Genomic DNA, 26,095 nt, shown 5'->3' on the forward strand with positions numbered 1-26,095 from the left:
TGCGCATCGGCTTGAGAACCGGACCCAATTTCCGGAAAGCCAATGCGTCATTCTATATATAGAGCATTGTTGTGTAGTGTCTTTAAAGACGCCCGTGCTCTACGCGCTGTACACCAGCTTGCCTGCCACATAGGTCGAAACTGCCCGGCCGCTGAACCGCGCATCTTCAAACGGTGTGTTCTTGGATTTCGACACCAGTGCGTCCCTTGAAACCAGCCATGGCTCGTCGAGATCGATCAGCGTGATATCCGCCTTGGCACCCGGCTTGAGCGTGCCGGCATCCAGACCAAAAATCTGCGCCGGACGGGTCGACAGCGCATCGATCAGGCGCATCAATGGCACATGGCCGCTGTGGTGCAGACGAAGTGCTGCCGCCAGCATGGTCTCCAGACCTACGGCACCGCTTGCCGCATCACCAAACGGCAGGCGCTTGGTGTCAACGTCCTGCGGGTCATGCGAGGACACGATGATGTCGATCGTGCAGTCCTTCAGCGCTTCAACCATGGCCATGCGATCGTCTTCGGCGCGCAATGGCGGCTGCAGCTTGAAGAAGGTGCGGTATTCGCCAATGTCGTTTTCGTTGAGTGTCAGGTGGTTGATGGAAATGCCGCTGGTGGCTTTGACGCCGCGAGACTTGGCAACCTTGATCGCGTCTGCCGATTCCGGCACGGAAATCTTGGCAGCGTGGTAGTTGGCGCGGGTCAGGCCAGCAATGCGCAGGTCACGCTCCAGCGGAATGATCTCGGCTTCTTTCGGCACGCCGGACAGGCCGAGCCAGCTTGCAAAAAGCCCCTCATTCATGTCGCCGCTGCCGATATATTTGTCGCGGGTTTCAAGGGCGATCACCGCACCCAGTTCGCGGGCATAGGTCATGGCACGGCGTAACACCAGCGTATCGGACAGCGCGTGGCGACCATTGGTGAAGGCGACCGCACCGGCTTCCTGCAACAGGCCGAACTCGGTCATTTCCTCACCCTTCAACCCCTTTGTCAGGGCCGCTGCCGGGTGCACGTTCACGATGGCCTTGTCACGCACCATCTTTTTGACGAACTCGACCAGCGCGATGTCGTCAATGACAGGATCGGTGTCCGGCATCATGATGAAGGATGTCACGCCACCGGCGGCCGCTGCACGCGAAGCGGATTCGATGGTTTCGCGGTGTTCGGCGCCGGGTTCGCCAATAAACACGCGGGCATCGACCAGGCCGGGAACGGCAAGCAGACCCTTGGCGTCACGGACGGTGGCACCTTCAGGCGTGCCCTGGTTTTGCGCATCCTTGCCAGCGGCGAGGATCGTGCCATCGGCGTCGATGATGATCGTGCCGGTTTCATCGATATTGCGGGACGGGTCGATGATACGGGCGTTCTTGAGAACGGTTGCGACGCTCATGCGCGTTCTCCCTGATTTTGCGAAAGAAGCAGGGTTTCCATGACAGCCATGCGCACGGCAACACCCATTTCCACCTGGCTTTCGATCACGCTTTGTGGGCCATCGGCCACTTCGGAGGCAATTTCGACACCACGGTTCATCGGGCCGGGGTGCATGACCAGCGCGTCTTCCTTGGCGGCTTTCAGCTTTTCGGCATCCAGTCCGTAATAGTGGAAATATTCGCGCACCGAAGGCACGAAGGAACCGGCCATGCGCTCACGCTGCAAACGCAGCATCATCACCACGTCGGCGCCTTTCAGACCCTCCGCCATGGAGTGGTAAACTTCCACACTCATGTCGGCGATGCCGGATGGCAGCAGAGTTGGCGGCGCAACCACACGCACCCGCGCACCCATTTGGTTCAGGAGAATGATGTTGGAGCGGGCAACACGCGAATGCAGCACATCACCGCAGATCGCAACCGTAATGCCGGATAGACGGCCCTTGGCGCGGCGGATCGTCAGTGCATCAAGAAGTGCCTGAGTCGGGTGTTCATGCTGGCCATCGCCGGCGTTCACCACTGAGCAGGCCACTTTTTGCGCCAGAAGGGCGGCTGCACCAGCCGAGGAGTGGCGCACGACAAGCACGTCCGGCCGCATGGCGTTCAATGTCATGGCCGTATCAATCAGCGTCTCACCCTTTTTGACGGAGGAGTTGCCGACCGACATGTTCATCACATCGGCGCCCAGTCGTTTGCCGGCCAGTTCAAAAGAAGACTGTGTGCGGGTGGATGCTTCGAAGAACAGGTTGATCTGCGTCAGACCACGCAGAGTGGTGGTCTTTTTCTCGCGCTGACGGCTGATTTTGACAGCCTCATCGGCCTTGTCGAGAAGAGTGGTGATATCCTGATGGGAAAGGCCCTTGATGCCAAGCAGATGGCGGTGGGGGAAGAAGACCATGCGGTGTGCCTCCTGACGGGCGCCGCATCTTCCCTTGAAAATGCCCGGAACGCCCGAATGCTGTATCCGTGCGCTCCCATTCGCTGTGAACACGCCTGTGGAGTGCCGCGGAATTCGGTCCTGCGCTCTATAGAGAACGCATCGGCGTGGGGCAAGCGTCCGATGGTGGATGAATGTGAAAACGTGGTGATGTTTCCCCCACTTGCTTTATATCAAGGCGTGAACCGTGATGAATGGGCAGTGTCAGGACAGGTTGAGCGGTCAATACGGCCGTTCAGGGTAAATTGGAATCGATAGAAATGCAGTCCTATTCCGCTTTTGCATTTGCCATTCTTGCGCTGTTGCTGACACCAGGCCCGACAAATACGCTTCTTGCCTTGTCCGGTGCCGGGCGAGGGGTGCGCGCATCGCTGCCTTTGATGCTAGGCGAAATCTGCGGTTATCTGCTGGTTGTCGTGCCGCTGACCATGCTGGCATCGGAGTTTCTGGCCACGCACACCGCCATTTCACAGGCAATCAAGCTGTGTTCGGCGGTCTGGGTATCGTTTCTGGCGATTCGCCTGTGGACATTGCCACAGTCGACAGCCACCGCACATGCCGTCACCGTGCGCCGCGTTTTCGTCACCACATGCCTTAACCCCAAGGCAATCATCATCGCACTCGTGTTAATGCCGCAGGGGTCGGTCGCGGAACTTCTGCCCTATATCGCCATGTTTTCCATGCTGATCATCTGTGTGGCACTCGTTTGGCTGTCGGCCGGTTCCTTCTTGATACGCGGCGCCAGCGAACATTCGCCACGGCTGGTACGCTGCATTGCCTCGGTATTTCTGATGGTACTGTCGCTTGGCCTTGCCGGAAATGTCTTCGGTATTTTGTAAGGCTGGTTGCAAGGCAGAGAAAGTTGCACATGGGGGAATGGAATTGCCACGACAGCTTCTGATGGGTGGCATTATCCAATATGACCCCCATGCAATTTGGAAAAAACTCAGCTAGAAGCAATTCATGACTCAGAATTCCCGGACAGAAGAAGCGCTCGCCGAATTGAATCAACCTGCCACATGGGCGGGAATCAATGCCTATCGCTCGGACCCTCTTATCGTTGACCTGACATCGGATCTGGCGCGCCCGTTGCGTGACGAATTCGACCAGCTTGGACGCTACGTTACCTCGCCTGAGGCGCAGGAACTTGCCCGCATGGCAAATCAGGGCGTGCCGCAGTTGCGCACCCATGGTCCGCGTGGCGAGCGTCTGGATCAGGTGGAGTTTCATCCGGCATGGCATGCGTTGATGCGCCGTTCCATGGCATCGGGCCTGCATTCCAGCGCCTGGGAAACCAATCCCGATACCCGCGGCAACGAGCATAAGGCACGTGCCACGCGGTTTTATCTGACAGCGCAGCTTGAAGCCGGCCATCTGTGCCCGTTGACCATGACCAGCGCCTCGGTGGCCGCTCTCATGGCATCGCCACGCGTGCAGAAGGAGTGGGCGCCGAAAATCCTGTCGCGCAAATATGATTCGACCAACAAGCCGGCCATGCAGAAAACTGCCGTCACCGTCGGCATGGGCATGACGGAAAAGCAGGGTGGCACCGATGTGCGTGCCAACCGCACCAGTGCTGAACGGGTGGGCGAGGGTATCTATCGTCTGTCCGGCCACAAGTGGTTCCTGTCAGCGCCGATGAGTGATGGTTTCGTCATGCTGGCGCAGATGGGCGATGGCATGGGCTGCTTCCTGGTGCCGCGCATTCTCGAAGATGGTTCGTCCAACGGCCTGCGCCTGCAGCGCCTGAAGGACAAGCTCGGCAATCGTTCCAACGCGTCGGCCGAAGTCGAATTCACCGATGCCTTCGGGTACATTCTGGGTGATCCGGGTACCGGCATTCGCACCATTCTCGACATGGTCACGCTGACACGGCTTGATTGCGCGCTGGCATCGGCTGGTATCATGCGCGCTTCGCTTGCGGAAGCGGTGCATTATACCCGTGGTCGTCAGGTGTTTGGCAAAAACCTGATCAGCCAGCCGATCATGACCCGTGTTCTGGCCGATATGGCGCTGGATGTGGCCGCTGCCACGGCGCTGTCTTTCCGTCTGGCGTCTGCCTTTGACAATGCGCGTAACAATCCGGCCGAAGCCGCTTATGCGCGCGTCATGACGCCAGCCGTCAAATACTGGTGCTGCAAGATCGCGCCTGCCTTGATCTACGAATCCATGGAATGCCTGGGTGGCAATGGTTACGTCGAAGAGCGCCCAATTGCCCGTCATTACCGTGAAGCCCCTGTGAATGCCATCTGGGAAGGCTCCGGCAACGTCATGGCGCTGGATGTCCTGCGGGTGCTGGAACGCGGCAAGGATCTGTTCGAATTGGTGTTCAGCGTTCTTGAACGTGACCTTGGGCCATCTGGCAAGAAGACCACCGAAGTTCTGCGTGCCGCCATTGCGCTGTGCGAGCGTGATGAGGGTGCTGCCCGCCTGCTGATCGAACAGTTGGCACTGGCCGCAGCCGCTGCCGAACTGTGCCGACTGGGGGCAGGGCGCATCGCCGATGCCTTCCTGGAAACCCGTCTGGCGGGTGGCTGGCGCTCGACCTATGGCATGCTGGATTCGCGCTTCGACGCCTCATACATCGTCGACCTTCTTTATCCGCCTGTTTCATAAAGCCGACTGCCCATGACAGCCTTGATCGAGAACATCTATGATCCTGCGCTGGTTGAGGGGCAGTCTGCGCGTTTCATCATCCTGACCGGCTGCTCTGGCGGCGGAAAGTCCTCGTTGTTGTCGGAACTGGCAAAACGCGGTTTTGACGCCTGCGAGGAGCCCGGCCGCCAACTGGTCAAGGAACAACTCTATATTGGCGGCGATGCGCTGCCTTGGCAAAACCTGTCGGCTTTCATCGATCTGACGATTTCACGTTCCATCAATTTCATGATCGAGGCAGCCAAACGTCCCGGCGTGACGTTTTTTGATCGCGGTATTATCGATCAGATCAGTGGCGCGGCCCATGCCGGTCTCGAACCAAAACCGTGGTTTGAAACGGCGGCCCGCAGATTCAGGTATAACGAGACGGTATTTGCCGTTCCGCCATGGCGGGAAATCTACCAGACGGACAGCGAAAGACAGCATGGTTTTGACGATGCTGTGGCCAGTTACGAAGCCTTGATTCAAAGTTACAGCGATTATGGCTATCGCGTTGTAACGATTCCCAAAACAAATGTTGAGGATCGTGCGGATTTTCTGCTGAAAACAATTTCCAATCGCGATTCTATGCAGTAATCCGGCTAACAGCATGTCTCCCGGTGGTGAAACACACCATGGGCAAAGACAGGCGACAAAACATGACAACAGACAGGTCGCATGAATCAGATTGATGACGCAGCGCGCTGATAACGGCGCACCGCGTTGAAAGTTTTTTTCTGTTTTCCGGCAACAACAACAGACAGTTAGACGCCTTGCTCGAATCGATACTTGAAACAAAACCGGCCCCGCGCATCAAGGATCGCGCCGCGACGGAAAAGATCATCTTCAATGCAGCAAAAGCTTTGCTGGCAGAGGAAGGCTTTCAGGGCTTCGGCATCAACGCCGTTGCGCGCCGTGCTGGCTGCGACAAGCAGTTGATCTATCGTTATTTTGGCGGGCTTGAAGGTCTGGTCGATGCGATTGGCGAAGACCTGGGCTCTTGGGTCAAGGACCGCATTCCCGAAGACACTGGCGGCATGTTTCTGTTGACCTATGGCGACCTGATGGAAAAGCTGGCGCTTTATTTCATGGATGCGTTGCGGGAAGACCCGCTGGTCTGCAAGATCGTTGCCTGGGAAGTGTCTGACAGTTCCCCGCAGGTGACCCGTCTGGCGGAAGCCCGTGCCAAGTCGTTAGCCAAGTGGCTGGAACGCATGAAGGGATCGCTGGCTGCACCCAAGGGTGTTGATACCGCCGCCGTGAACGCCGTCCTGTTCGGGGCAATCCAGCACATCGTTATTTCCGCTGCCACCAGCGGCCAGTTTGCCGGCGTGCCGATGAAGACGTCGAAAGACTGGGAAAAAATCGAAACCGCTGTCAAGCGACTGGTGAGGGGCGTTTACGGCTGAGATCGCCTATCTATCAAGGTATATAAGTGAATCAAAATACAAACCCGTCGGAACTTATCCGACGGGTTTTTGTTGTTTTGGCGGACGGAAAGTTTTCCACAGTTGGACGGCTCTCGTTAACCATGTTTTCATGTTGTGTTTGCGCCATCAATTCTGCAGGTCCACATTACGTTAATGATTTGTTAACCATGCGCCGGTTGAGCGCATGCAGAGGAACCGCCGTGTACCGTTGGATATCCTTGTGCGTCATGATGACGTTTTTTGCATTCTTGCCGTTGGACATTTATGCTCCGACTTTGAACCTGTGTATAATGGCCTTCGCCAGATGGATCGTCGTGTCCGGTCTGCCTTACGGTGTGTTTAATCAGGAGCAGGCGGCATGAAGTGGTTTCTGATTTTGTGGGCCGGGCCAATCACGCTTCTGGGTAGCTGGTACGGTCTGTCATACTACGACATGAGCTTCGGCATCTTCATGCTGACGCGTGAAGCGCATGAGTTGGTGTTCAATATCTATGGAAATATTCTCGGCATTCCGCCCGAGACAATTCCGCCATTGGTGGCACGCGCCATCGTGGTCGACAGCCTGATCGTGTTTGCGATCATGGGCTTTCGCAAGCGCAAGGCCATTGCCAAATGGTGGCGGGGAAATGCTCAGTCTTCAGATGGCAGCGAGATCGTCCTGCCAAGTGCCGACAATCTGTCCAGAGCGCCTTGAAGAATAAAGCTGGCGGCGGCCGAATCGATGCGTTCGGCCCGCTTGGCACGGGAAACATCCATTTCCAAAAGCGCACGTTCTGCCGCAACCGTTGAAAGACGCTCGTCCCAATAGACAAAGGGCAGGTCGGTTTTTTCACCCATCGAGCGCACGAAGGCGCGGGTTGCCTGAACGCGTGGCCCCGCAGAACCGTCCATGTTCATTGGCAGGCCTATAACAAAGGCCAGAACTTTTTCCTTCGCCGCGAAATTCAGCAAAACCTGCGCATCCTGCGTAAACTTTACCCGTTTGATCACCGGGCGAGGGGTGGCAAACCGTCGTGAAAGATCCGACATGGCAAGACCGATGGTCTTTGTGCCAAGGTCGAGACCTGCAATGGCCTGACCCGGTTGCAGAACCTGCGCCAGTTCCTCAATGGTAATGTTCGCCATGGTTCTGCCCTGTCATGATGTGTTTATCGTTGCTGACATATGACATTTTCTACCGTAACAGAAACGAAAATCTGAATTGAAATCAGGAGATACACGATGAAACTGACATGGCTTGGTCACTCCGCTTTCCGTCTTGAAACCGGAAATGCCAAAATTCTCATCGATCCGTTCCTGACGGGCAATCCATCCTTCACCGGCCAGGACGCCAAGGATGTGGCAAGCGGTATCACCCATATCCTTTTGACCCACGGTCATGGTGACCATGTTGGCGATACGGTGCGCTTGGCGCAGGAGACGGGTGCTACGGTTCTGGCCAATGCCGATCTTGGTGCATGGCTTGGCACCAAGGGTGTTGAAAAGATCGAAGTCGGTAACACCGGCGGTACCATCGCGTTCGAAAAGTTCGGCTTTTCCGCCACCTTCACCAATGCACTGCATTCTTCCGCACAGATCACCGAAGACGGCGTTTCGCACGCACTGGGCAATGCCAATGGCCTGATGCTGCATTTCGAAGACGGTCCAACTGTCCACCACATGGGCGACACGGATATCTTCTCCGACATGGCGCTGATCAACGAGCTGCACCAGCCTGAAGTTGGTCTGGTGCCGATCGGTGACCGCTTCACCATGGGTGGTGCGGTTGCAGCGCTTGCCTGCCAGCGCTTTTTCAACTTCCGTTATGTCGTGCCTTGCCACTATGGCTCGTTCCCGATTGTCGATCAGACACCGGAAAAGTTCGTCGCTGGCATGGAAGGCGCCCAGTCCACGGTTGAAACGCCGAAAGCCGGGGCAAGCATCACGTTCTGATATTCTACCGTTGCGAATGACGGGCATGAACATTATAGCGAAGTGAAGCAGTTTCAGGAAAACCGGCCGCCGGTTTTTGCTGGAAACAGCACAAGAACACGAAAGGGCCGGTCACAGCTCCCGAAAGGGCGGTTACCGGCTCTGGATATTCCATCGGAGAAGAAACATGTCCGTCGATCTCGCCACCGTAAAACGCGTTGCGCAACTTGCCCGTATTGCCGTCACCGAAGACGAAGCAAACCAGATGCTGGGCCAGCTGAATGGCATCCTTGGCTTTGTGGAGCAGCTCTCGGAAGTGAATGTCGATGGCGTTGAGCCAATGACGTCAGTTACGCCGATGGAGATGCGCAAGCGTGCCGATGCCGTGACTGATGGCAACAAGGCGGAAGACATTGTGGCCAATGCGCCGGTGTCCGAACGGAACTTCTTCATGGTTCCAAAGGTCGTCGAGTAAGCCTTGGATATACTGGCGCGAAACGCGTAACGCAGTTTCGCAAATGCCAGTGCTAGACAGGAAACTTGATAACCGCATTTGCCAGTCCGATTTTCTAAAATTCGAAAGCCGTTGCCGATATGACCGAACTGACCAGCCTCACCATTGCCGAAGCACGCGACAAACTGCAGGCGAAGGACATTACCGCCGTCGAACTGACGGACGCCTATCTTGCGGCTATTGATGCTGCCAATGAAAAGCTGAACACCTATGTCGCCACCACACCTGAAAAGGCACGTGAGATGGCAAAAGCGTCTGACGGGAAGCTGGCAGCCGGCAAGGGCGGTGCGCTCGAAGGTATTCCGCTTGGCGTCAAGGACCTGTTCGCCACGCGCGATATCCACACGCAGGCCTGCTCGCACATTCTCGATGGCTTCAAGCCAAAGTACGAATCGACAGTCACGCAGAACCTGTGGGACGCCGGTGCGGTTCTGCTGGGCAAGCTAAACATGGACGAGTTCGCAATGGGCTCTTCCAACGAAAGCTCTTATTACGGTCCGGCCATCAACCCATGGCGCGCCAATGGTTCTGACCAGAACCTGGTGCCCGGCGGTTCGTCCGGTGGTTCGGCTGCTGCCGTTGCTGCACATCTGTGCGCCGGTGCAACCGCAACCGATACCGGTGGCTCCATCCGTCAGCCTGCTGCCTTCACCGGCACAGTCGGCATCAAGCCAACCTACGGCCGTTGCTCGCGTTGGGGTATCGCAGCCTATGCATCCTCGCTCGATCAGGCCGGTCCGATTGCCCGCGACGTGCGCGACGCCGCCATCCTGTTGAAGACCATGGCAAGCGTAGACACAAAGGATACCACGTCGGTTGATCTGCCGGTGCCGGACTATGAAAAGGCCATTGGCCAGTCGCTGAAGGGCCTCAAGATTGGTATTCCAAAGGAGTACCGCATCGACGGCATGCCGGAAGAAATCGAAAAGCTCTGGGCACAGGGTATCGAGTGGCTGAAGGATGCGGGTGCGGAGATCGTCAACATCTCCCTGCCGCACACCAAATACGCTCTGCCAGCCTATTATATCGTCGCACCTGCCGAAGCCTCGTCCAACCTTGCTCGTTATGACGGCGTTCGTTACGGCCTGCGCGTTGACGGTGGCAACATTGCCGAAATGTACCAGAACTCCCGCGCTGCCGGTTTCGGCAAGGAAGTTCAGCGCCGTATCATGGTTGGCACCTATGTGCTGTCGGCCGGTTATTACGATGCCTATTACCTGAAGGCGCAGAAGGTTCGCACGCTGATCAAGCGTGACTTCGAAAACGTCTTCCATGAAGGCGTTGATGCCATCCTGGCGCCAATCACCCCGTCGTCTGCATTCGCCATTGGTGATGAGGAACTGGCATCGGATCCAGTCAAGATGTACCTGCAGGACGTGTTCACCATTACGGTCAACATGGCTGGCCTGCCGGGTCTTTCGGTTCCTGCCGGTCTTGATGGCAAGGGTCTGCCGCTTGGTTTGCAGCTCATCGGCAAGCCTTTCGAGGAAGAAACGCTGTTCAAGACAGCTCATGCCATTGAACAGGCTGCAGGCAAGTTCACGCCTGCCAAGTGGTGGTAAGCACCTTTTACATTCGCGCTATGAACGAGGCTGACCGTGAAGCGGTCGGCCTTGTTGGTTTTCGGGCATGGCAATCCAGCAACGCATTCGAGGATGTCTATCTCGATCCATCAGTCATTGAGCGTGTCCGGGGTGAATTTGCGCAATTTGCCGCCACATCAACCAGCGATATCGCAGTGGTCGAGATCGACGGTGAGATTGCCGGCTGGGGTGCGCGGGATGGTGAGCCCAACCACATTTCTGACCTTTGGGTCGGCCCTGAATGGCAGGGGCGTGGCTTCGGTCGCGCACTGGTTGAGCATTTTCTGCAGAAGATGCGCGCAGCCGGCATCGGGACCGTGACGATCAGCACCCACGCTAAAAACGTCTCAGCCATCCGCCTTTACGAACGGTGCGGTTTTCAAATCGTCTGGCAGGGCCAGCAATGGTCTGACAGCATGAAAGTGGAACTGCAAAAGGTGCGGTTGGAACAGGTGCTCTAATCTGCGGAGATGCACCGGGCAGCAATGCTACTGCCCGGCACAGCCATTTACCTGTTGTCGAGTTCACCGCGTACCAGTTCCAGCCCGCGTGTGGTGATGCGATAGGGCTTGCCACTGGCAGACGCGATGGCCCGCTTGTGTTTCAGCTTGCGGAAGGTCTCGAGGTTGAGGCCGCTGAAAACCCAGCCGTCACGGGTGTAAAGGCTCAGCTTTTCGATTTTGCGATTGTCGTCTCGAACGAGTTCTATTCTGCCGCCTTGCGCGAGCAGGTGAAGGATGCGCTGTTCGGCGCGTGAAATGTCCATTTTCGGAAATCCGGTCGGCGTCCTCAAGGACGCATGAAAACACACCCGGGTGCCACAAAAGCATCCGGCTCGGTTTCATTTGGGCCCGGCGCGCAAGATACTTGCGGGCAGGGCCGTTACCGGGACTCCGATTGAGAGAACATAAAGGCTCCTTCGTTACATTTTCTGGTTAGCGAGCAGGGCCGCCATGGTCAAGTCCAGGTGATTCTCGTGTTGTGCGCATCCTGTTTCAATCCGTGTTGCTGTGTTCGCATGGCCACAGAACACGGCCACGGCGGTAAATGAGACAACTCTCAAATATACATGTTGAATGAAGAGCTTGGCGAAAGCTTGTACTGGTCAAATGCGGGAATGAATGGTCTACTGCAACCGGACGATCGGAGGTAGCATTTGGTCAGCATACGCAATGCGCGGGAAGACGAAGCGGCATCACTTGCAGCCCTGGGGTTGCGGGCCTGGGAAATGGCCATGGCGCCGATTGGCGTTACCAAAGCGCTCAGTGAAAACGCCCGATCTGCCTTTGAAAATTTCACGCTGTCCTCGTGGCTGAGCATTACGGTCGCGGAACTGGATGGCGAAATTGTCGGTTGGGCGGCCCGCGAACACTTCGATGACAAGATCAGTGATTTCTGGATAGCGCCGGAATATCAGCGCAAAGGCGTGGGGGCACTGCTCCTTGCCGATGTCGAGCGGGAAATTATCGAGCAGGGCTTCACATCAGTGCGGGTGGAAAGCCATGCCCAGAATGAGCAGGCCATCGCCTTTTTCCAGAAGCATGGCTACAGCGTGAACTGGTTGACCGTGACCTATGCGCCGAAGCTGGACCGCGACGTGCAATCCATCGGCTTGAGCAAGCAGCTGGTCGAGGAGCCGAAGGATACCTACGGCCCCGGATTTTAACGCATTGTACAGCCACCCGGATTAAGGGGCGGGCGACACGATCTCGTAGGTGCATTTGAACGAGCTGGCGGCGATCCGGTAGGTGTCCTTTTCGTCTGACGGCACCTGCACGATGGCATCGCCCGGCTTGGCAACCATGCTTTCACCCCAAGGCGCGGTGAAGGTGAAGGCGCCGGTTTTCTCCGACACGATGAAATAGGTCATCTCGCTGCCAAGCGGCTTGAAGGCGCTGTAACCCTGCGCATCGGCTTTTGATTGCGCCTCGCCATAACGCTGTGGAAACTTGGCGGCCTTGACCAGTATCTCCTCGTTGCCGGTTTCCGGGCAACGGTTGCGAACAACCCAGTCACCGGCTTCTGCCGGTTTGGATTTGGTTTCGACACCTTCACCCTTGATGATGGTGACGATAACCTCTCCCGCCACTGCGGGGCGGGCATCGACGTCCTTGGTCTTGCGGGCAATGCCCGTCAGCTTCTGTGTCTTGGCGTCGGTCATAAGGGCAACCTGATCCTTGACCGGCGCATCTTGGGCGGGCGCCATGCCGGCAAAAAAGAGGCTGGCTGCGAGTGATCCGTAAAAGAGCGAAGTTTTGTTCATGGCGATGATCTCTGTGTGAGGCGCAAAACGGTGACGGGTGCGATACCCAATATATTTTCCAATTGTGTGACAAGGCAACTTGTCCCGGCTTCAACAGCGCGACAAGTCTTGCGCATGCAGCACATTTGTTTTACCCCACAAACAGAAAAGAATGTATCCCGCGAGCTTGATATGACCCTTGTAGATGTGCGCACACCAGATCCGAAACGCTTCATTCCCGGTGCTACCGGCGATTGGGAAATTGTAATCGGAATGGAAGTCCACGCACAGGTTTTGTCCAATTCGAAACTGTTCTCCGGCGCATCCACGTCGTTCGGCAATGCGCCGAACGCCAACGTGTCGCTGGTTGATGCTGCCATGCCAGGCATGTTGCCGGTCATTAACCAGGAATGTGTCGCACAGGCCGTTCGTACAGGTCTTGGCCTTAAGGCCCAGATCAACAAGCGTTCGATCTTTGACCGCAAGAACTATTTCTATCCGGATTTGCCGCAGGGCTACCAGATTTCGCAGTTCAAGGACCCGATTGTCGGCGAGGGCAAGATCATCATCTCGCTCGGACCGGACCGTCAGGGCAATTTTGAAGATATTGAAATCGGTATCGAGCGTCTGCATCTGGAACAGGATGCCGGCAAGTCGATGCATGACCAGCATCCGACCATGTCGTTTGTAGACCTTAACCGTTCGGGCGTTGCCCTGATGGAAATCGTCTCCAAGCCTGACATGCGCTCCGCCGATGAAGCCAAGGCTTACATGACCAAGCTGCGCGCCATCGTGCGTTACCTTGGCACCTGCGATGGTAACATGGACGAGGGCTCGATGCGCGCTGACGTCAACGTTTCCGTGCGCAAGCCGGGCGGTGAGTTTGGCACACGGTGCGAAATCAAGAACGTCAACTCCATCCGTTTCATCGGTCAGGCCATCGAATCCGAAGCCCGTCGTCAGATCGGCATTCTCGAAGATGGCGGTTCCATCGATCAGGAAACCCGCCTGTTTGATCCGGTCAAGGGCGAAACCCGCTCGATGCGCTCCAAGGAAGATGCGCATGACTACCGTTATTTCCCCGATCCGGATCTGCTGCCGCTGGAATTCGATGACGCGTTCATTGAAAGCCTGAAGGCTGATCTGCCGGAACTGCCTGACGACAAGAAAGAACGTTTTGTCAGCGAACTGGGCCTGTCGGTTTATGACGCGTCCATTCTGGTGTCTGAAAAGGCAATTGCCGATTATTATGAAGCCGTTGCGGCTGGTCGCGATGCCAAGCTGGCTGCGAACTGGGTTATCAACGACTTGCTGGGCGCCTTGAACAAAGCCAGCAAAGGCATTGAAGAGACTCCTGTTTCTGCCGATCAGCTCGGTGGCATCATTGACCTCATCAAGGCTGAAACCATTTCCGGCAAGATTGCCAAGGACCTGTTCGAAATCGTCTGGAACGAAGGCGGCAATCCGGCCGAGATCGTTGAAAGCCGTGGCATGAAGCAGGTGACAGACACCGGCGCCATCGAAAAGGCTGTGGATGAAATCATCGCCGCCAACCCGGATCAGGTCGAAAAGGTCAAGGCAAAGCCGACCCTTGCCGGCTGGTTCGTTGGTCAGGTGATGAAGTCCACCGGCGGCAAGGCCAATCCACAGGCCGTCCAGGCTCTGGTCAAGGCCAAGCTGGGCATAGAAGAATAAGGTCGTTTTGACAGAGATGGGGCCGGGACCGGAAAAGGTGCCCGGCCTTTTCTTTTAGAAAAAGGAATTTTATCATGTTTTTCGTTCGCACAGCGAGTGAGCGCGATATTGAGAAAGTTCGCACATTGCTGGCCCAGACATGGCACGCCACCTATGACCCGCTCTACGGCGAGGACAAGGTCAAGCAGATGATTGCTAGCTGGCATTCGCCACAGGCCATCAAGGAGCGCATCGAAAAAAAGGGCGGGGAGTTTCTGGTTGCAGATGACGGCAAACGTCTGGGCGGCATGGGATATGCTGCCATGTCCACCAAGATGACCAAGACGGCATTGTTGTATCAGCTTTATGTTGCGCCGGAATTCCAGCGCCAGGGCGTTGGCCGGGACATTTTTGCCGAACTGGAAACCTGCTTTCCCGATGCGGAAATCATGCGCCTAGAGGTCGATCCCAACAACAAACCCGCGATTGCCTTCTATCAAGGTGTCGGTTTTGTCGAGGTTGATGAAATCGAGCGGATGGCTGGCGTTGAAGGTCTGCCCGGCATCGTCATGGAAAAGAGCCTGCGCAGATGAAGATCTCGGCCGAACAGCTGGCGATTCGCGAGGCGCAGGAGCGGGACATTCCAGCGCTCGCCGCCATTTACGCCGCTGACGAGGTTGGCTCGCACGGCGACACGACCGATCCGGAGGCGCTTGCTGATTACAGCAGGGCTTTTGATGCCATTGCCGCATCCCCTAATGAAAGCCTGTATGTGGTGGAGTTGGAAGGCGAAATCGTCGGTACGTTCCAGACGGTCATTCTCAACAAGCTGGTCGGTCGTGGATCGGTTTCCATGGCCATGGAAGCAGTGCAGACGCGGTCTGACATGCGCGGGCAGGGCATTGGCGCAATCATGGTCGATTACTGCATCGACAAGGCAAAAAAGCTGGATATCGGCACGGTGCAGCTCGTCTCGAACGTGGCCCGGCTGGACGCGCATCGCTTTTACGAACGGCTTGGCTTCGAGAGGCGACATTTCGGCTTCAGAATGAAGCTGAAATAACATTGTGATGATTGGAAATACTGGACAATCGCGCCGCATGGCGGCATAAGCTGATGCCAGCATGCTGCGCTTGCGTAGGCGCTTGCATGGGCAAGCCGAAGGAACGGATATGAAGACTCTTATCACTCAAATCTTCACCTGGTGGAATGGCCAGACGATCGGAGCGCGCTTTCACACATGGCGTTTCGGCAAGAAGGTAGGGCAGGACGAGTTGGGTAATATCTACTACGAAGGCGGCACCACCTCCTGGGGCATGCCGCGTCGTTGGGTTGTTTACAACGGTTACGCAGAAGCTTCCGCAATTCCGCCAGGCTGGCACGGCTGGATGCACTACCGCACCGATGTGCCTCCTTCGCAGGAAGACTACAAGCCACGCGACTGGCAGAAGGCACACCAGCCAAACCTCACAGGTACGTCGCAGGCTTATCGCCCGAAGGGCTCGCTTGCTGTTCCTGGCGAACGTCCTCGCGTGACTGGCGACTACGACGCCTGGACACCGGGCAACTGAATCAGGCTGCTGCACGCTTTTCGCCATATTCGCACTATAGCTGGAAAGCAGGTTTGCTTTGGCGTGCTTGCGGTTTCAATTCTTGAGGGACGGTTTGATATGAGGAAATTCACGCGGGATGGTTCTTTGCGTGTGCTGGCTGTTATTGCACTGGCATGCCTGCCTTCCCTCGCAGTGGTGAACAATGCCGCTGCGGAGCGTATTTCCAACAAGGTTGCTGTCTTCTCCGGTATCGACAAGATCACCGGCCGCATCACGTCTTTTGATGTTTATATCGATGAAACCGTACAGTTCGGCGCGCTGCAGGTGACACCGAAGGTCTGTTATTCGCGTGACGAAACCGAAGCGCAGAAAATCGATTCGTTTGTCGAGGTCGATGAAATCACCCTCGATCGTAAGGTACGTCGTATCTTTACCGGCTGGATGTTCGCAGACAGCCCCGGTCTCAATGCCGTTGAACACCCGATCTATGATGTTTGGCTGACAGGCTGCAAACAGCAGTCGGAAGTCGTTGCTCCATCGCAGACCAACTGAGAGAGCGTGTCGCGCTCCTCGGAAAACCCCAGACTTTTCAAAACCGACACATGACGACCAAGCGCCTCTGCCTTTCATTGGCACGCGCTTTTTGTGCTGAAATCTCCGTGGCGTTCTGTCCAGTGAAGAGCTCACGCCGCAGGTGAGGGGCTCAGATGTTCGCCCTTAAAAACGAATTGTCGGCCGGTCGACGGCCTTTTCCAGCAGCTTGGCATAGTCTGCCTTGGGAACATCGATGGCACCGAAGGTCATGAGATGTTCGGTCGTGAACTGCGTATCGAGCAGGGTGAAGCCCTTTTCCCGCAACCGCTCGACCAGATAGACGAGGCAGATCTTCGACGCATTGGTGCGTCGGGAAAACATGCTTTCACCGAAGAATGCCGAGCCTAGAGACACCCCGTAAAGTCCGCCAACCAGTTCATCGCCTTCCCAAGCCTCAACACTGTGGGCGTGACCCATCATGTTCAACTCGCTGTAAAGCGCGCGGATGGTGGCATTGATCCAGGTGCTGGGCCGGTCGGAGGCTTCCGCCGCGCAACCGCCAACCACGGAATCAAACGCCGTGTCGAAGCGGATATCGAACGGTTTGCGCCTGATGGCTTTGGCAAGACTTTTGGAAACATGGAAAGCGTCGAGAGGAATGATGCCTCTGACTTCTGGCTCGACCCAGAAAATCTCCGGGTCATCAGCCGAATCGGCCATGGGAAACAGGCCAACGGAATAGGCGCGCAGCAGTATCTCGGGTGTTATTTCCGCGTTTCTGCTGCGTCGCCCAGCCATTTTTAGTGTGCGTCACCGGCCAGATATTTTTCCAGCCAGTGAATGTCGTAGTCACCCTTCAAGATGTCCTCGTTCTGCAGGAGGTCCTGGAACAGGGGCAGGGTGGTCTTGATGCCATCCACAACGAACTCGTCGAGCGCGCGGCGCAGACGTGCAATGCACTCCTCACGGTTACGACCATGCACAATCAGCTTGCCGATCATGCTGTCGTAATAAGGCGGGATCTTGTAGCCCTGATAGGCACCGGAATCGACGCGAACGCCAAGACCGCCCGGAGTGTGGAAATAGGTCAGCGTACCAGGAGACGGCACGAAGGTGCGTGGGTCTTCAGCATTGATACGGCATTCGATGGCATGGCCATTGAACTTGATATCAGCCTGCGTAACCGAGAGGCCCTGACCGGAAGCAACGCGGATCTGCTCCTGCACGAGGTCCATGCCGGTGATGGCTTCCGTGACCGGATGCTCCACCTGCAGACGGGTGTTCATTTCAATGAAGTAGAACTCGCCGTTTTCGTAAAGGAACTCGATGGTGCCTGCACCACGATATTTCAGCTTGCGCATGGCGTCGGCGCAAATCTCTCCAATGCTCATCCGCTGCTCGACGGTCAAAGCAGGAGAGTTTGCTTCTTCCAAGACCTTCTGGTGGCGGCGCTGCAAGGAGCAATCGCGTTCACCCAGATGCACGGCATTGCCTTCACCGTCACCGAAGACCTGAACTTCGATGTGGCGTGGTTTGCCAAGGTATTTTTCCATGTAGACAGCATCGTTACCGAATGCTGCCAGAGCCTCGGAGCGGGCCGTGGAAACGGCTTCGTCCAGATCGGCCTCGGTCTTGGCAACCTTCATGCCACGGCCGCCACCGCCTGCCGTTGCCTTGATAAGCACCGGGAAGCCGATCGACTTGGCAATTTCCATCGCGTTTTCCGGCTTCACTTCACCATCAGAGCCGGGAACGACGGGAATACCCAGTTCCTGTGCGGTCTGCTTGGCGGTGATCTTGTCACCCATGATGCGGATATGGTCAGCGGTCGGTCCGATGAAGGTAATGCCATGCGCATCTAGAATGTCTGCGAACTTGGCATTTTCCGACAGGAAGCCGTAACCGGGGTGAACGGCATCCGCGCCGGTGATTTCGCACGCCGCAACAATCTGGTGAATGTTGAGGTAGCTGTCACGCGACGGAGGAGGGCCGATGCAAACGCTTTCATCAGCAAGGCGCACATGCATCGCATCCGCATCTGCCGTGGAATGCACGGCAACGGTTGGAATGCCGAGTTCCTTGGCGGCGCGCAGTACACGAAGCGCGATTTCGCCACGGTTTGCTATGAGGATCTTGGATACCATGCTTATCCGCCTTATTCGATGACCACGAGGGCTTCACCATACTCCACAGGCTGAGCGTCGTTGACGATGATTTCCGTGACCTTGCCGGACTTTGGAGCCGGGATCTGGTTCATGGTCTTCATGGCTTCAACGATGAGAAGCGTCTGGCCTTCCTTGACGGTGGCACCAACTTCGATGAATGCGCGGGCGCCTGGAGCTGGCGACAGGTAAACCGTGCCGACCATAGGCGAAGTAACGGTGTTTGCCGGGTTCCGGGCAGGGGCAGCAGATGCCGCTGGCGCTGCGAGCGGGGCCGGTGCTGCAGGGGCAGCTGGTGCCGGTGCTGCATAAGCAGGAGGAGCCGCTGCGTAAACGGTTGCTGCCGGTGCGGAGCGCGAAACGCGAATGCGCAGGTCGTCCTGCTCGATTTCGATTTCCGACAGGTCGGTGTCGTTGAGAATGTTCGCGAGATCGCGGATCAGTTCCTTGTCGATACCGTTTTTCTTTTCAGCCATAACGAGACCCTATTCTCTTGTTTATTCTTATTGCGTGATATTCTTCAGTGCGTTGAGCGCCATGATGTAGCCGTATGGGCCGAAGCCGCAAACCATGCCTTTGGCGGCGGGCGCTATCATCGATTTGTGGCGGAATTCCTCGCGGGCGTGGATATTGGAAATGTGCACTTCCAGTACCGGCACGGAAATAGCGCGAATGGCGTCATGCAACGCAATTGACGTATGCCCGTAAGCACCCGGATTGATGACGACGCCGATCGCGCGGTCGTCGGCTTCGTGAAGCCAATCGACCAGCACACCTTCATGATTGGACTGGCGGCAATCCACCTCAAAGCCGAGCGACTGGCCTGCCTCGCGGCAATCCTGCTCAATATCTTTCAAGGTTTTTCCGCCGTAAATACCCGGCTCCCGCTTCCCAAGCATGTTCAGATTGGGGCCGTTGAGGACGAGGACTAGCTTGCTCATGTACGGTTCCGTCAAAAATTCAGCGCCACCTATAGACTTTAAGGCGATCAAGGAAAAGCCCTGTTCGCCTTAAAGCACGGGTTGTCCTTAATCTTCTGGTCATGAAGAGCATTTTGATGTGGATTGTTTGATTGAAACGGCAAGGCCGGTGCTACTGCGCGGCGTGAGCGCGATTCCTGTTTTGGCACAGAATAACCGCTCGTAACTGTCTGCAAGGGAATACTTCTTGTCAGCTGGATGACTAGGGCTGGTGGCAATTCCCGTGACCGGCACGGGAGTTGAAAACGTTGAAGACGCGAGGCGCAGGCTGCTCTGTTACGAGCAGGTTGCCTTGCCGCAGGTGCGCATATTGGCAATCTTCTCTTTCAGTGGATCAGCGCCAACGGCGCCGAATACGGCCTCGGTGCCGATGATGTAGGATGGAGTGCCGGTAATGCCGAGGTTGTTGGCAAGCGAATAGGCTTCCTGCACCTGCGGGGTGTTGGGGCTTTCTTCCATCGACTTGCGAATGGCGGCCTCATCGATACCGAGCGAGGTTGCGACTTCCATGGCGCTGTCTTCATTGGCGCGACCGGTGCTGCCAAGCAGCGTGCGCTGGAATTCCGGGTACTTCTCCGGCGCCACCAACTTCACGGCATTGGAAACCTTGTGGGCGGCCAGCGACTCAGGTCCGAGGATTGGAAATTCCTTGAGCACGACACGAATGTTCTTGTCGGACTTCAGGATGTTGTCCATGTCGCTCATGGCGCGCTTGCAATAACCGCAGTTGTAATCGAAGAACTCGACCAGCGTCACGTCACCCTTCGGGTTGCCGAGGCTGATATCGAATTTCGATTCGAAAAGCGCTTTCTGGTTGCTGCTAACCGCCTCTGATGCCTTGGCGTTGCGTGCCTCAGACTGTTTGCGCTCAAGCGCATCCTGCACTTCCAGCATGATCTCCGGATTGGCGATGAGGTATTCCTTGATATACGCGCCGATTTCCTTTTTCTGCTGGTCATCCAGTGCGTGAGCAGGGGCGCTGATGCCAACTGCCGAAAAGGCCATGACGCTGGCAAGCGTTGCGGATGCTAGTGAAAATTTCATTTCGGCCTCGTTGTCATTGAAAGACGGTAGCAAACATGTGGTGTGGTGTTTGCAGATTAATTCATTTTACGGCAAGCCATAAACGCCACAACCGAAAAAATAGCGCCCATTGTCGCGGTGGCTGGATTGTTATTGGCAGAGGAATGCGGCAAGTCTCCGACTTGAAAGCGGCAGACGTCCTCAAAACAACACATCCCTGTGCGCTACAGTTTTACCACCACACATCTTGCTTCACCAAACCCTAACCATTTTGGGGGCTGATGCTGGAGAAAATAAGAGAGGCTTCGTTTTGATTCCTGTTTCCAGCCGCAGTGCCGTTGAACCCTTCCATGCCATGGATATTTTGGCGGAAGCCAATCGTCGCAAGAAAGACGGTCGCCCCGTCATTTCCATGTCACTTGGCCAGCCAGCCCATCCCGCACCAAAAGCTGCTCTCGCTGCGGCCAGCGAAGCGCTGAAACAAGGGCGGATTGGTTACACCGATGCGCTTGGCCTGCTTGAGCTGCGTGAAGCCATTGCCGGTCACTACCGCGTGCAGCATGGCATAGATGTTGACCCGGCGCGCATTGCGGTAACGACAGGCTCTTCCGCTGCCTTCAATCTGGCATTTCTGAGCCTGTTCGATGCTGGCGATGCGGTTGCTATCGCCAGACCCGGCTACCCGGCCTATCGTAATATTCTCAAAGCACTCGGCCTGAAGGTTGTGGAAGTGCCAGTTACGGCTGAAACGGGCTTTACGTTGACGCCAGCAAGCCTTGAGCGGGCGGAAACCATTGCCGGCTGCAAACTGAAGGGCGTTCTGCTGGCAAGTCCAGCCAACCCCACCGGTACCGTCACCGGACGTGAGGCACTGAAGCGGCTGGCAACCTATTGCGAGAGCCGCTCCATCGCTTTCATTTCCGACGAGATCTACCACGGACTGACATTTGTTGGCGAGGAAACCTCCGCGCTGGAAATCACTGATCAGGCTGTCGTCATCAATTCATTCTCGAAATATTATTGCATGACCGGCTGGCGTGTCGGCTGGATGGTGCTGCCGGAAAGTCTGGTGCGTCCGGTCGAATGTCTTGCGCAGAGCCTTTATATTTCTGCTCCGGAACTGTCGCAGATTGCTGCTGCCGCCGCTTTTGGTGCAGCTGAAGAACTGGATGTCTACAAGGAAAGCTACCACACCAATCGTGACTTCCTGATGGAGCGTCTGCCACAGATCGGCCTGCCGCTGGCGTCCCCGATGGATGGTGCCTTCTACGCCTATGTCGATGTTAGCCGCTTTACCAATGACAGCATGGATTTCGCCAAGCGCATGCTGACGGAAATCGATGTTGCAGCGACACCGGGCATGGATTTTGACCCCACAGAGGGGCACCGCGCCCTGCGTATTTCCTACGCCGGTTCCGTCTCTGATATCGCCGAGGCGGTTGGCCGCATGGCCGGCTGGCTGAAAGAAAAGCGCTGATTTCAGCGCTTGGATCTAAGGGATAAAAGAATCTGATTTCAGTGCCTTGCGGCGATTTGCGGAATCAAACCCGCAGGCACTTGAATCAGTTTATCAACTGGCACTGTCGTCGGCGGCTTCACAGATAAACGTGCTTTCAAAAGCCGTGCGGCCTTTGCTGGTGAAGGTCAGAACCCGACCTTCCGCGCGCTTGATCCACTGTTTGTCCAACATGGCGTTGAGCAGCGATGCACCGAGCGAACCACCGAGGTGGTGGCGTCTTTCACTCCAGTCCAGGCAGTGCAGGCAGACCGGACGACGCGCCTTTTGCAGGCTTTCCAGATCAATACCAAAGTCGGAGAAAAATTGCTGGCCCTGATCGGTCAGCGCAATGGTTTCATCCTGTGAAATCACCAGACCGCGCTGGGTAATGCCGTGCAGCAATTGCACGCCGCTTTCCCCGGCCAGATGGTCGTAACAGACCCTTGCTTCACGCAGCGCCGCGTCCTTGGGGCCGGTGCGGACCCGAACGGCGCCGGTGCGCTGGGCAAGCCCCATCAGCGCTTCCAGCACCTGCGCCACATCTTCGCCCGACAGACGGAAATAACGATGCCGTCCCTGTTTTTCGGCTTTCAGCAAATTGGCGTCGCTCAGTTTGGAGAGGTGCCCGCTGGCCGTTTGTACCGTGACACCGGCAGCGTTTGCCAACTCGCTGACGGTCAGCGCGCGGCCATCCATCAGCGCCGTCAGTATATTGGCGCGGGCAGGGTCGCCGATCAGTGAGGCGATAGTTGCGATAATGGGTCCGTCTTTCATAGTTCGATCATAGCCGAAGCATTGACGTACAGCAATGGCGTAGACCGGAGGCATGTCACACGAAAGGAAATCGCCATGCTGACCTGCTTTATTCGATATGAGATTGATCCCTATAAGGTCGATGCTTTCGAACACTATGCCCGCAACTGGGGACAAGCCATTCCACGCTGTGGTGCGGAACTGATCGGGTATTACGCGCCGAAGGAGGGCTCTAGCACCATTGCCTACGGCATCTATAATATCGAGAACCTCGCGGCCTATGAAGCCTATCGTGCACGTCTGGCAGCAGATCCACTCGGGCGTGACAACTACGAATTTGCCAGGCGCGAACAATTCATCCGCCGCGAAGACCGGCTATTCCTGCAACTGGCATCCGCACCACATGGGGAGAGTGAGCGATGATATCTGTGATATTCGAGGTGTGGCCGGCCGAGGGGGAACGGCAGCACTATCTCGACATAGCCGCCAGGCTGCGCGAAGACCTCCAGACTATCGACGGATTTATCTCGGTTGAGCGGTTCCAGAGCATCACCAATCCCGACAAGATGCTGTCGCTTTCGTTTTTCCGGGACGAAGAGGCGGTCAAAGCCTGGCGCAATCTTGATGCCCACCGCGCGGCGCAATCCGCCGGCCGCAATGGCGTGTTTGCCAATTACCGTCTGCGTGTTGCCAGCGTAATCCGTGATTATGGCTTAGATGAGCGCGAAGACGCCCCGCCAGACAGCCGTCAGCGTCATGAAGCAAAATAGCTGAAAGAGCGAAGCGGTGCCCAAGCCGTTTTTCCTCTCGCCAATCTGTCAGACAAAAGAAAACGCCCGCAGCGTCGTTGCGGGCGTCTTTTGTATTCGTCAGTCTTTATCGCGGCGCTTTGGCGAAACCTTTGACGAGAATTGGCCCCGTGGGTCGACCAGTCGGTGATCCTCCCGCCGTTTCCAGCGTGATTTCATAGAGTTGTTCTCCCTGCGGTTTGGGCAGGGCCGGTCCTTTCAGAGCTGCAGAGCGGCTGTTTTCCAACAGTCCAAGCGACACTGGGCCCATGTCCTGAGAGGGCAGGGTCCACACCTGCAACGTCTTGCCTTCTGGGACAGTGAAATCTGCAAGCAGCTTCACCGTCGCTTGCTCGTTGCCGAAGTCTTCGACGATTGCCTGTGCTTCACCCTTGGCATCAAGCAGAACAGCGATCACGACAGGATCGGGTCTGGTGAGCAGGCTCCAGCCGAGTGTCACGGCAAGCAGCACTGTGGCCGCAAGCGAAGCCATCGCAGTCCAGCGCCAGCCAGACTTGATATTGTCATTGCTGGCGGCAGGGGATGGCGCTGTGGCGATCTCAGGGGTAGGGCGCGCAGCCGAAATACCGGCATCAATCCTCTGCCAGAGTTCCTCCGGGACGTCCAAAGGTTCTGCCGTCGCATCAAGCGGCAGAAAACGGTCACGGCTTGCTTCAACGGCGGCACGCAGTTCGGCGTCGCGCTCAAGGCGGACCTCGAAGGCCGCAGCCTCCATTGGCTCCATCAGGCCAAGAACATATTCATCGGCAAGGTGTATGATGTCGTGTTCAGGGTTGGTGCCGGTCATCGCATGCACTCCCTCAATGCGGAAAGTCCTCGTTTTATCCACGACTTTGCGGTGCCAAGCGGCAACCGCAGGCGTCCGGCAATTTCGCCGTGTGTATAACCACCGACATAGGCCATGAGGATCGTTCGTCGTCGCGTTTCTTCCAGTGCGCCAAGACATTCATGCAGGCGGCTGCCACTTTCCAGACGTTGCCAGGAGGCCATGATCTGATCGATCTGTTCACGGTCCTGCAATTCCTCAAGTTTGTCGCTGGTAACAAGATCTTCGCGTTTGCCATCCCGCAACATATTGAGCGCGTGATTGCGAATAACAGCATAGATCCAACCACGTGCCGAACCGCGGCCCGGTTCAAACTGATGCGCCTTGGTCCATATGCGGATGAACCCTTCTTGCACGGCTTCCTCAGCAAGATCACGCCGCCTCAAAATGCGCTGGGCTACAGCCACCAGCCGTCCGGCTTCACTATCATAAATATGCCGCAGGGCTTTGCGGTCACCTTTTGCACAGGCTGCAAGCGCAGCGTTTAAATCTTCGCTTTGATCCTGCGTTACCAGCAAACGGTTCTCCTCCCGAACATTTCTCTCAAACGGGTATCTCACAGATAGGGCGCCTGTTCCAGACATCAGCTTGTCCTGTTTTTTGAACGCAAGGCTTCATCATTCTCTGTGGGGTTACCCCTCAAAGGCGCAAATGGATGCAGCATAATTTTTTTATTTGCCTGCATCCAAACGGCATCTCCCGTGTGTCTACCCATTGAGAGGCGCTTCACAGGTGTTGAAGCGGGGTTCTCTGAAACAGATATCCAAAGGGAGAAATGCCATGCACATGATCCGTTCCGTACTGATTGCTTCCACCGCCGTTCTAGCTGCCGCATCCGCACATGCCGCACCTGTTCTTGGCCTGACCGGCGACAAGACGTTGGTGATGTTCGACACAGACAAACCGGAAGTTTCCAAAACCATGGATGTGACCGGTGTCGACAAGTTGGTGGGCATTGATTTTCGTCCTGGCAACAAGACCGTGGTCGGCGTAACGCCTGAGGGAACCATCGTCACCATTGATCTGACCAGCGGTGCCGCAACCGAAGTGGCCAAAATGGACAAGCCGCTGGCAATGACGGACGCGCCTGTGGTCGTTGATTTCAATCCGATGGCAGACCGTCTGCGTTTCATGACCGGCACCACCAATCACCGTGTTCACCCTGATACCGGTGCTGTGACGGTTGATGGCACATTGGCCTATGAAGACGGTGATATGCACAAGGGTGAAACCCCCAACATCGTCGCGGCCGCTTACACCAATTCCTGGGGCAAGCCTGAAAAGACTGCGATGTACAATATCGATGCCACCATTGGTGCGCTGATCCAGCAGACCAAACCAAATGACGGTACGCTCAAGGCAATCGGCAAGTTGGGTATCGAAACGACACCAGCCACTTACGCTTTCGACATTCAAGGTGCGGAAGACGGCAAGAACACCGCCTATCTTGTCGCCAATAAAACCCTCTACACTGTCAATCTTGAGACCGGTGCTGCCACGCAGGTTGGTGCAGTCACTGGTATCGACAACGAGGTGAGGGATATCGCTATCTTGCCTGCCATGTGAGGCAGCAACAGCTGAAACCTCACGCCAAGCAGTGAAT

Annotated in this window: 32 protein-coding genes; 19 read left to right on the plus strand and 13 right to left on the minus strand. The window is 56.3% G+C overall.

Annotated elements, in window-relative coordinates; translation table 11 throughout:
- Window positions 1–99: 99 nt before the first annotated feature.
- Both PYL13_RS07715 and PYL13_RS07720 read right to left on the minus strand, forming a co-directional pair.
- Window positions 100–1,389 (minus strand): dihydroorotase, encoded by a 1,290-nt coding sequence (locus PYL13_RS07715; RefSeq protein WP_275640924.1) that lies wholly within the window; start codon window positions 1,387–1,389, stop codon window positions 100–102.
- The gene (locus tag PYL13_RS07720; RefSeq protein ID WP_192487590.1) at window positions 1,386–2,327 is read right to left on the minus strand and encodes an aspartate carbamoyltransferase catalytic subunit; all 942 of its coding nucleotides are present in this window, start codon (window positions 2,325–2,327) and stop codon (window positions 1,386–1,388) included. Before PYL13_RS07720 ends, PYL13_RS07715 begins: the two co-directional genes overlap by 4 nt.
- Before the next feature lie 299 nt (window positions 2,328–2,626).
- On the opposite strand from PYL13_RS07720, the gene PYL13_RS07725 reads away from it, so the two are divergent.
- From PYL13_RS07725 to PYL13_RS07745, 5 genes are all read left to right on the plus strand, one after another.
- A complete protein-coding gene (locus PYL13_RS07725; RefSeq protein ID WP_275640925.1) occupies window positions 2,627–3,205 on the plus strand; it encodes a LysE family translocator in 579 nt (192 codons plus the stop codon).
- 124 nt (window positions 3,206–3,329) lie between these two features.
- Entirely contained in the window at window positions 3,330–4,982 is a 1,653-nt protein-coding gene (locus PYL13_RS07730) for an acyl-CoA dehydrogenase family protein (RefSeq protein WP_275640926.1), read from the plus strand.
- A gap of 12 nt (window positions 4,983–4,994) precedes the next feature.
- Window positions 4,995–5,597: an AAA family ATPase gene (locus PYL13_RS07735; RefSeq protein WP_250982774.1), complete on the plus strand. Its 603-nt coding sequence runs from the start codon at window positions 4,995–4,997 to the stop codon at window positions 5,595–5,597.
- Between the two features lie 176 nt (window positions 5,598–5,773).
- Window positions 5,774–6,409, plus strand: coding sequence for a TetR/AcrR family transcriptional regulator (locus PYL13_RS07740; protein WP_192487887.1), 636 nt, complete (start codon window positions 5,774–5,776; stop codon window positions 6,407–6,409).
- Between the two features lie 379 nt (window positions 6,410–6,788).
- Window positions 6,789–7,124: a DUF6105 family protein gene (locus PYL13_RS07745; protein ID WP_192487594.1), complete on the plus strand. Its 336-nt coding sequence runs from the start codon at window positions 6,789–6,791 to the stop codon at window positions 7,122–7,124.
- Here the strand turns inward: PYL13_RS07745 and ruvX are convergent.
- Entirely contained in the window at window positions 7,061–7,555 is a 495-nt protein-coding gene (gene ruvX / locus PYL13_RS07750; protein WP_275640927.1) for a Holliday junction resolvase RuvX, read from the minus strand. The genes PYL13_RS07745 and ruvX overlap by 64 nt on opposite strands.
- A 96-nt stretch (window positions 7,556–7,651) precedes the next feature.
- Here ruvX and PYL13_RS07755 point away from each other — a divergent pair, with 96 nt between their 5' ends.
- From PYL13_RS07755 to PYL13_RS07770, 4 genes are all read left to right on the plus strand, one after another.
- Window positions 7,652–8,362 carry a metal-dependent hydrolase gene (locus tag PYL13_RS07755; RefSeq protein WP_275640928.1) on the plus strand — a complete coding sequence of 237 codons (711 nt, stop codon included), beginning with the start codon at window positions 7,652–7,654 and terminating at the stop codon, window positions 8,360–8,362.
- A gap of 166 nt (window positions 8,363–8,528) precedes the next feature.
- Window positions 8,529–8,816 carry an Asp-tRNA(Asn)/Glu-tRNA(Gln) amidotransferase subunit GatC gene (gene gatC, locus PYL13_RS07760; protein ID WP_192487597.1) on the plus strand — a complete coding sequence of 96 codons (288 nt, stop codon included), beginning with the start codon at window positions 8,529–8,531 and terminating at the stop codon, window positions 8,814–8,816.
- Window positions 8,817–8,935: 119 nt separating this feature from the next.
- Window positions 8,936–10,417 (plus strand): Asp-tRNA(Asn)/Glu-tRNA(Gln) amidotransferase subunit GatA, encoded by a 1,482-nt coding sequence (gatA, locus tag PYL13_RS07765; RefSeq protein WP_275640929.1) that lies wholly within the window; start codon window positions 8,936–8,938, stop codon window positions 10,415–10,417.
- Window positions 10,418–10,437: 20 nt separating this feature from the next.
- On the plus strand, window positions 10,438–10,899 hold the full coding sequence (locus PYL13_RS07770) for a GNAT family N-acetyltransferase (protein WP_275640930.1): 462 nt from the start codon (window positions 10,438–10,440) through the stop codon (window positions 10,897–10,899).
- A 47-nt stretch (window positions 10,900–10,946) separates the two neighbouring features.
- Here PYL13_RS07770 and PYL13_RS07775 read toward each other — a convergent pair whose 3' ends face one another.
- Entirely contained in the window at window positions 10,947–11,204 is a 258-nt protein-coding gene (locus tag PYL13_RS07775) for a YjhX family toxin (RefSeq protein WP_250982769.1), read from the minus strand.
- A gap of 390 nt (window positions 11,205–11,594) precedes the next feature.
- Between PYL13_RS07775 and PYL13_RS07780 the strand changes: the two genes are divergently transcribed.
- Window positions 11,595–12,104 (plus strand): GNAT family N-acetyltransferase, encoded by a 510-nt coding sequence (locus PYL13_RS07780; RefSeq protein WP_259145136.1) that lies wholly within the window; start codon window positions 11,595–11,597, stop codon window positions 12,102–12,104.
- 21 nt (window positions 12,105–12,125) lie between these two features.
- On the opposite strand, the gene PYL13_RS07785 is transcribed toward PYL13_RS07780, so the two are convergent.
- Window positions 12,126–12,701: a hypothetical protein gene (locus tag PYL13_RS07785; RefSeq protein ID WP_275640931.1), complete on the minus strand. Its 576-nt coding sequence runs from the start codon at window positions 12,699–12,701 to the stop codon at window positions 12,126–12,128.
- Between the two features lie 171 nt (window positions 12,702–12,872).
- Here PYL13_RS07785 and gatB point away from each other — a divergent pair, with 171 nt between their 5' ends.
- The 5 genes from gatB to PYL13_RS07810 all read left to right on the plus strand — a co-directional run bounded on the left by gatB (window position 12,873) and on the right by PYL13_RS07810 (window position 16,459).
- A complete protein-coding gene (gene gatB, locus PYL13_RS07790) occupies window positions 12,873–14,375 on the plus strand; it encodes an Asp-tRNA(Asn)/Glu-tRNA(Gln) amidotransferase subunit GatB (protein WP_192487601.1) in 1,503 nt (500 codons plus the stop codon).
- Window positions 14,376–14,449: 74 nt separating this feature from the next.
- Window positions 14,450–14,947 carry a GNAT family N-acetyltransferase gene (locus PYL13_RS07795; protein ID WP_275640932.1) on the plus strand — a complete coding sequence of 166 codons (498 nt, stop codon included), beginning with the start codon at window positions 14,450–14,452 and terminating at the stop codon, window positions 14,945–14,947.
- Window positions 14,944–15,417 (plus strand): GNAT family N-acetyltransferase, encoded by a 474-nt coding sequence (locus PYL13_RS07800; RefSeq protein ID WP_275640933.1) that lies wholly within the window; start codon window positions 14,944–14,946, stop codon window positions 15,415–15,417. Before PYL13_RS07795 ends, PYL13_RS07800 begins: the two co-directional genes overlap by 4 nt.
- 109 nt (window positions 15,418–15,526) lie before the next feature.
- Complete coding sequence (locus PYL13_RS07805; protein WP_192487604.1) at window positions 15,527–15,925, plus strand: NADH:ubiquinone oxidoreductase subunit NDUFA12; 399 nt, start codon at window positions 15,527–15,529, stop codon at window positions 15,923–15,925.
- A 99-nt stretch (window positions 15,926–16,024) separates the two neighbouring features.
- Complete coding sequence (locus tag PYL13_RS07810; RefSeq protein WP_192487605.1) at window positions 16,025–16,459, plus strand: DUF2155 domain-containing protein; 435 nt, start codon at window positions 16,025–16,027, stop codon at window positions 16,457–16,459.
- A 165-nt stretch (window positions 16,460–16,624) separates the two neighbouring features.
- On the opposite strand, the gene aat is transcribed toward PYL13_RS07810, so the two are convergent.
- The 5 genes from aat to PYL13_RS07835 all read right to left on the minus strand — a co-directional run bounded on the left by aat (window position 16,625) and on the right by PYL13_RS07835 (window position 20,627).
- Window positions 16,625–17,239, minus strand: a complete 615-nt coding sequence (aat, locus tag PYL13_RS07815) for a leucyl/phenylalanyl-tRNA--protein transferase (protein WP_192487606.1) — start codon at window positions 17,237–17,239, stop codon at window positions 16,625–16,627.
- A 2-nt stretch (window positions 17,240–17,241) separates the two neighbouring features.
- Window positions 17,242–18,585 (minus strand): acetyl-CoA carboxylase biotin carboxylase subunit, encoded by a 1,344-nt coding sequence (gene accC / locus PYL13_RS07820; RefSeq protein WP_192487607.1) that lies wholly within the window; start codon window positions 18,583–18,585, stop codon window positions 17,242–17,244.
- Window positions 18,586–18,596: 11 nt separating this feature from the next.
- Window positions 18,597–19,079 carry an acetyl-CoA carboxylase biotin carboxyl carrier protein gene (gene accB, locus PYL13_RS07825; protein WP_192487608.1) on the minus strand — a complete coding sequence of 161 codons (483 nt, stop codon included), beginning with the start codon at window positions 19,077–19,079 and terminating at the stop codon, window positions 18,597–18,599.
- A gap of 27 nt (window positions 19,080–19,106) precedes the next feature.
- A complete protein-coding gene (aroQ, locus tag PYL13_RS07830; RefSeq protein WP_192487609.1) occupies window positions 19,107–19,544 on the minus strand; it encodes a type II 3-dehydroquinate dehydratase in 438 nt (145 codons plus the stop codon).
- 315 nt (window positions 19,545–19,859) lie between these two features.
- On the minus strand, window positions 19,860–20,627 hold the full coding sequence (locus tag PYL13_RS07835; protein WP_250982762.1) for a DsbA family protein: 768 nt from the start codon (window positions 20,625–20,627) through the stop codon (window positions 19,860–19,862).
- A gap of 334 nt (window positions 20,628–20,961) precedes the next feature.
- Here PYL13_RS07835 and PYL13_RS07840 point away from each other — a divergent pair, with 334 nt between their 5' ends.
- Window positions 20,962–22,083 (plus strand): pyridoxal phosphate-dependent aminotransferase, encoded by a 1,122-nt coding sequence (locus tag PYL13_RS07840; protein WP_441296658.1) that lies wholly within the window; start codon window positions 20,962–20,964, stop codon window positions 22,081–22,083.
- Window positions 22,084–22,176: 93 nt separating this feature from the next.
- On the opposite strand, the gene PYL13_RS07845 is transcribed toward PYL13_RS07840, so the two are convergent.
- A complete protein-coding gene (locus PYL13_RS07845; RefSeq protein ID WP_275640935.1) occupies window positions 22,177–22,878 on the minus strand; it encodes an ArsR/SmtB family transcription factor in 702 nt (233 codons plus the stop codon).
- A 75-nt stretch (window positions 22,879–22,953) separates the two neighbouring features.
- Between PYL13_RS07845 and PYL13_RS07850 the strand changes: the two genes are divergently transcribed.
- Both PYL13_RS07850 and PYL13_RS07855 read left to right on the plus strand, forming a co-directional pair.
- Window positions 22,954–23,280: an NIPSNAP family protein gene (locus tag PYL13_RS07850; protein ID WP_275640936.1), complete on the plus strand. Its 327-nt coding sequence runs from the start codon at window positions 22,954–22,956 to the stop codon at window positions 23,278–23,280.
- A complete protein-coding gene (locus PYL13_RS07855; RefSeq protein WP_275640937.1) occupies window positions 23,277–23,627 on the plus strand; it encodes an antibiotic biosynthesis monooxygenase family protein in 351 nt (116 codons plus the stop codon). Before PYL13_RS07850 ends, PYL13_RS07855 begins: the two co-directional genes overlap by 4 nt.
- Before the next feature lie 106 nt (window positions 23,628–23,733).
- Here the strand turns inward: PYL13_RS07855 and PYL13_RS07860 are convergent, their stop codons facing one another.
- On the minus strand, window positions 23,734–24,453 hold the full coding sequence (locus PYL13_RS07860; protein ID WP_275640938.1) for an anti-sigma factor: 720 nt from the start codon (window positions 24,451–24,453) through the stop codon (window positions 23,734–23,736).
- Complete coding sequence (locus PYL13_RS07865; protein ID WP_275640939.1) at window positions 24,450–25,076, minus strand: sigma-70 family RNA polymerase sigma factor; 627 nt, start codon at window positions 25,074–25,076, stop codon at window positions 24,450–24,452. Before PYL13_RS07865 ends, PYL13_RS07860 begins: the two co-directional genes overlap by 4 nt.
- A gap of 196 nt (window positions 25,077–25,272) precedes the next feature.
- Here PYL13_RS07865 and PYL13_RS07870 point away from each other — a divergent pair, with 196 nt between their 5' ends.
- Complete coding sequence (locus PYL13_RS07870; RefSeq protein ID WP_275640940.1) at window positions 25,273–26,058, plus strand: DUF4394 domain-containing protein; 786 nt, start codon at window positions 25,273–25,275, stop codon at window positions 26,056–26,058.
- The last annotated feature ends 37 nt before the right edge of the window (window positions 26,059–26,095 follow it).

It is taken from the genome of Agrobacterium sp. Azo12 (assembly GCF_029193765.2).
Classification (GTDB): Bacteria; Pseudomonadota; Alphaproteobacteria; order Rhizobiales; family Rhizobiaceae; genus Agrobacterium.

What these genes read in the sequence shown, in the direction of transcription:
- PYL13_RS07715 (WP_275640924.1), bottom strand. Translation starts at nt 1,389, where the DNA reads ATGAGCGTCGCAACCGTTCTCAAGAACGCCCGTATCATCGACCCGTCC.
- PYL13_RS07720 (WP_192487590.1), bottom strand. Translation starts at nt 2,327, where the DNA reads ATGGTCTTCTTCCCCCACCGCCATCTGCTTGGCATCAAGGGCCTTTCC.
- PYL13_RS07725 (WP_275640925.1), top strand. Translation starts at nt 2,627, where the DNA reads ATGCAGTCCTATTCCGCTTTTGCATTTGCCATTCTTGCGCTGTTGCTG.
- PYL13_RS07730 (WP_275640926.1), top strand. Translation starts at nt 3,330, where the DNA reads ATGACTCAGAATTCCCGGACAGAAGAAGCGCTCGCCGAATTGAATCAA.
- PYL13_RS07735 (WP_250982774.1), top strand. Translation starts at nt 4,995, where the DNA reads ATGACAGCCTTGATCGAGAACATCTATGATCCTGCGCTGGTTGAGGGG.
- PYL13_RS07745 (WP_192487594.1), top strand. Translation starts at nt 6,789, where the DNA reads ATGAAGTGGTTTCTGATTTTGTGGGCCGGGCCAATCACGCTTCTGGGT.
- ruvX (WP_275640927.1), bottom strand. Translation starts at nt 7,555, where the DNA reads ATGGCGAACATTACCATTGAGGAACTGGCGCAGGTTCTGCAACCGGGT.
- PYL13_RS07755 (WP_275640928.1), top strand. Translation starts at nt 7,652, where the DNA reads ATGAAACTGACATGGCTTGGTCACTCCGCTTTCCGTCTTGAAACCGGA.
- gatC (WP_192487597.1), top strand. Translation starts at nt 8,529, where the DNA reads ATGTCCGTCGATCTCGCCACCGTAAAACGCGTTGCGCAACTTGCCCGT.
- gatA (WP_275640929.1), top strand. Translation starts at nt 8,936, where the DNA reads ATGACCGAACTGACCAGCCTCACCATTGCCGAAGCACGCGACAAACTG.
- PYL13_RS07770 (WP_275640930.1), top strand. Translation starts at nt 10,438, where the DNA reads ATGAACGAGGCTGACCGTGAAGCGGTCGGCCTTGTTGGTTTTCGGGCA.
- PYL13_RS07775 (WP_250982769.1), bottom strand. Translation starts at nt 11,204, where the DNA reads ATGGACATTTCACGCGCCGAACAGCGCATCCTTCACCTGCTCGCGCAA.
- PYL13_RS07785 (WP_275640931.1), bottom strand. Translation starts at nt 12,701, where the DNA reads ATGAACAAAACTTCGCTCTTTTACGGATCACTCGCAGCCAGCCTCTTT.
- gatB (WP_192487601.1), top strand. Translation starts at nt 12,873, where the DNA reads ATGACCCTTGTAGATGTGCGCACACCAGATCCGAAACGCTTCATTCCC.
- PYL13_RS07795 (WP_275640932.1), top strand. Translation starts at nt 14,450, where the DNA reads ATGTTTTTCGTTCGCACAGCGAGTGAGCGCGATATTGAGAAAGTTCGC.
- PYL13_RS07800 (WP_275640933.1), top strand. Translation starts at nt 14,944, where the DNA reads ATGAAGATCTCGGCCGAACAGCTGGCGATTCGCGAGGCGCAGGAGCGG.
- PYL13_RS07805 (WP_192487604.1), top strand. Translation starts at nt 15,527, where the DNA reads ATGAAGACTCTTATCACTCAAATCTTCACCTGGTGGAATGGCCAGACG.
- PYL13_RS07810 (WP_192487605.1), top strand. Translation starts at nt 16,025, where the DNA reads ATGAGGAAATTCACGCGGGATGGTTCTTTGCGTGTGCTGGCTGTTATT.
- aat (WP_192487606.1), bottom strand. Translation starts at nt 17,239, where the DNA reads ATGGCTGGGCGACGCAGCAGAAACGCGGAAATAACACCCGAGATACTG.
- accC (WP_192487607.1), bottom strand. Translation starts at nt 18,585, where the DNA reads ATGGTATCCAAGATCCTCATAGCAAACCGTGGCGAAATCGCGCTTCGT.
- accB (WP_192487608.1), bottom strand. Translation starts at nt 19,079, where the DNA reads ATGGCTGAAAAGAAAAACGGTATCGACAAGGAACTGATCCGCGATCTC.
- aroQ (WP_192487609.1), bottom strand. Translation starts at nt 19,544, where the DNA reads ATGAGCAAGCTAGTCCTCGTCCTCAACGGCCCCAATCTGAACATGCTT.
- PYL13_RS07835 (WP_250982762.1), bottom strand. Translation starts at nt 20,627, where the DNA reads ATGAAATTTTCACTAGCATCCGCAACGCTTGCCAGCGTCATGGCCTTT.
- PYL13_RS07840 (WP_441296658.1), top strand. Translation starts at nt 20,962, where the DNA reads ATGGATATTTTGGCGGAAGCCAATCGTCGCAAGAAAGACGGTCGCCCC.
- PYL13_RS07845 (WP_275640935.1), bottom strand. Translation starts at nt 22,878, where the DNA reads ATGAAAGACGGACCCATTATCGCAACTATCGCCTCACTGATCGGCGAC.
- PYL13_RS07850 (WP_275640936.1), top strand. Translation starts at nt 22,954, where the DNA reads ATGCTGACCTGCTTTATTCGATATGAGATTGATCCCTATAAGGTCGAT.
- PYL13_RS07855 (WP_275640937.1), top strand. Translation starts at nt 23,277, where the DNA reads ATGATATCTGTGATATTCGAGGTGTGGCCGGCCGAGGGGGAACGGCAG.
- PYL13_RS07860 (WP_275640938.1), bottom strand. Translation starts at nt 24,453, where the DNA reads ATGACCGGCACCAACCCTGAACACGACATCATACACCTTGCCGATGAA.
- PYL13_RS07865 (WP_275640939.1), bottom strand. Translation starts at nt 25,076, where the DNA reads ATGTCTGGAACAGGCGCCCTATCTGTGAGATACCCGTTTGAGAGAAAT.
- PYL13_RS07870 (WP_275640940.1), top strand. Translation starts at nt 25,273, where the DNA reads ATGCACATGATCCGTTCCGTACTGATTGCTTCCACCGCCGTTCTAGCT.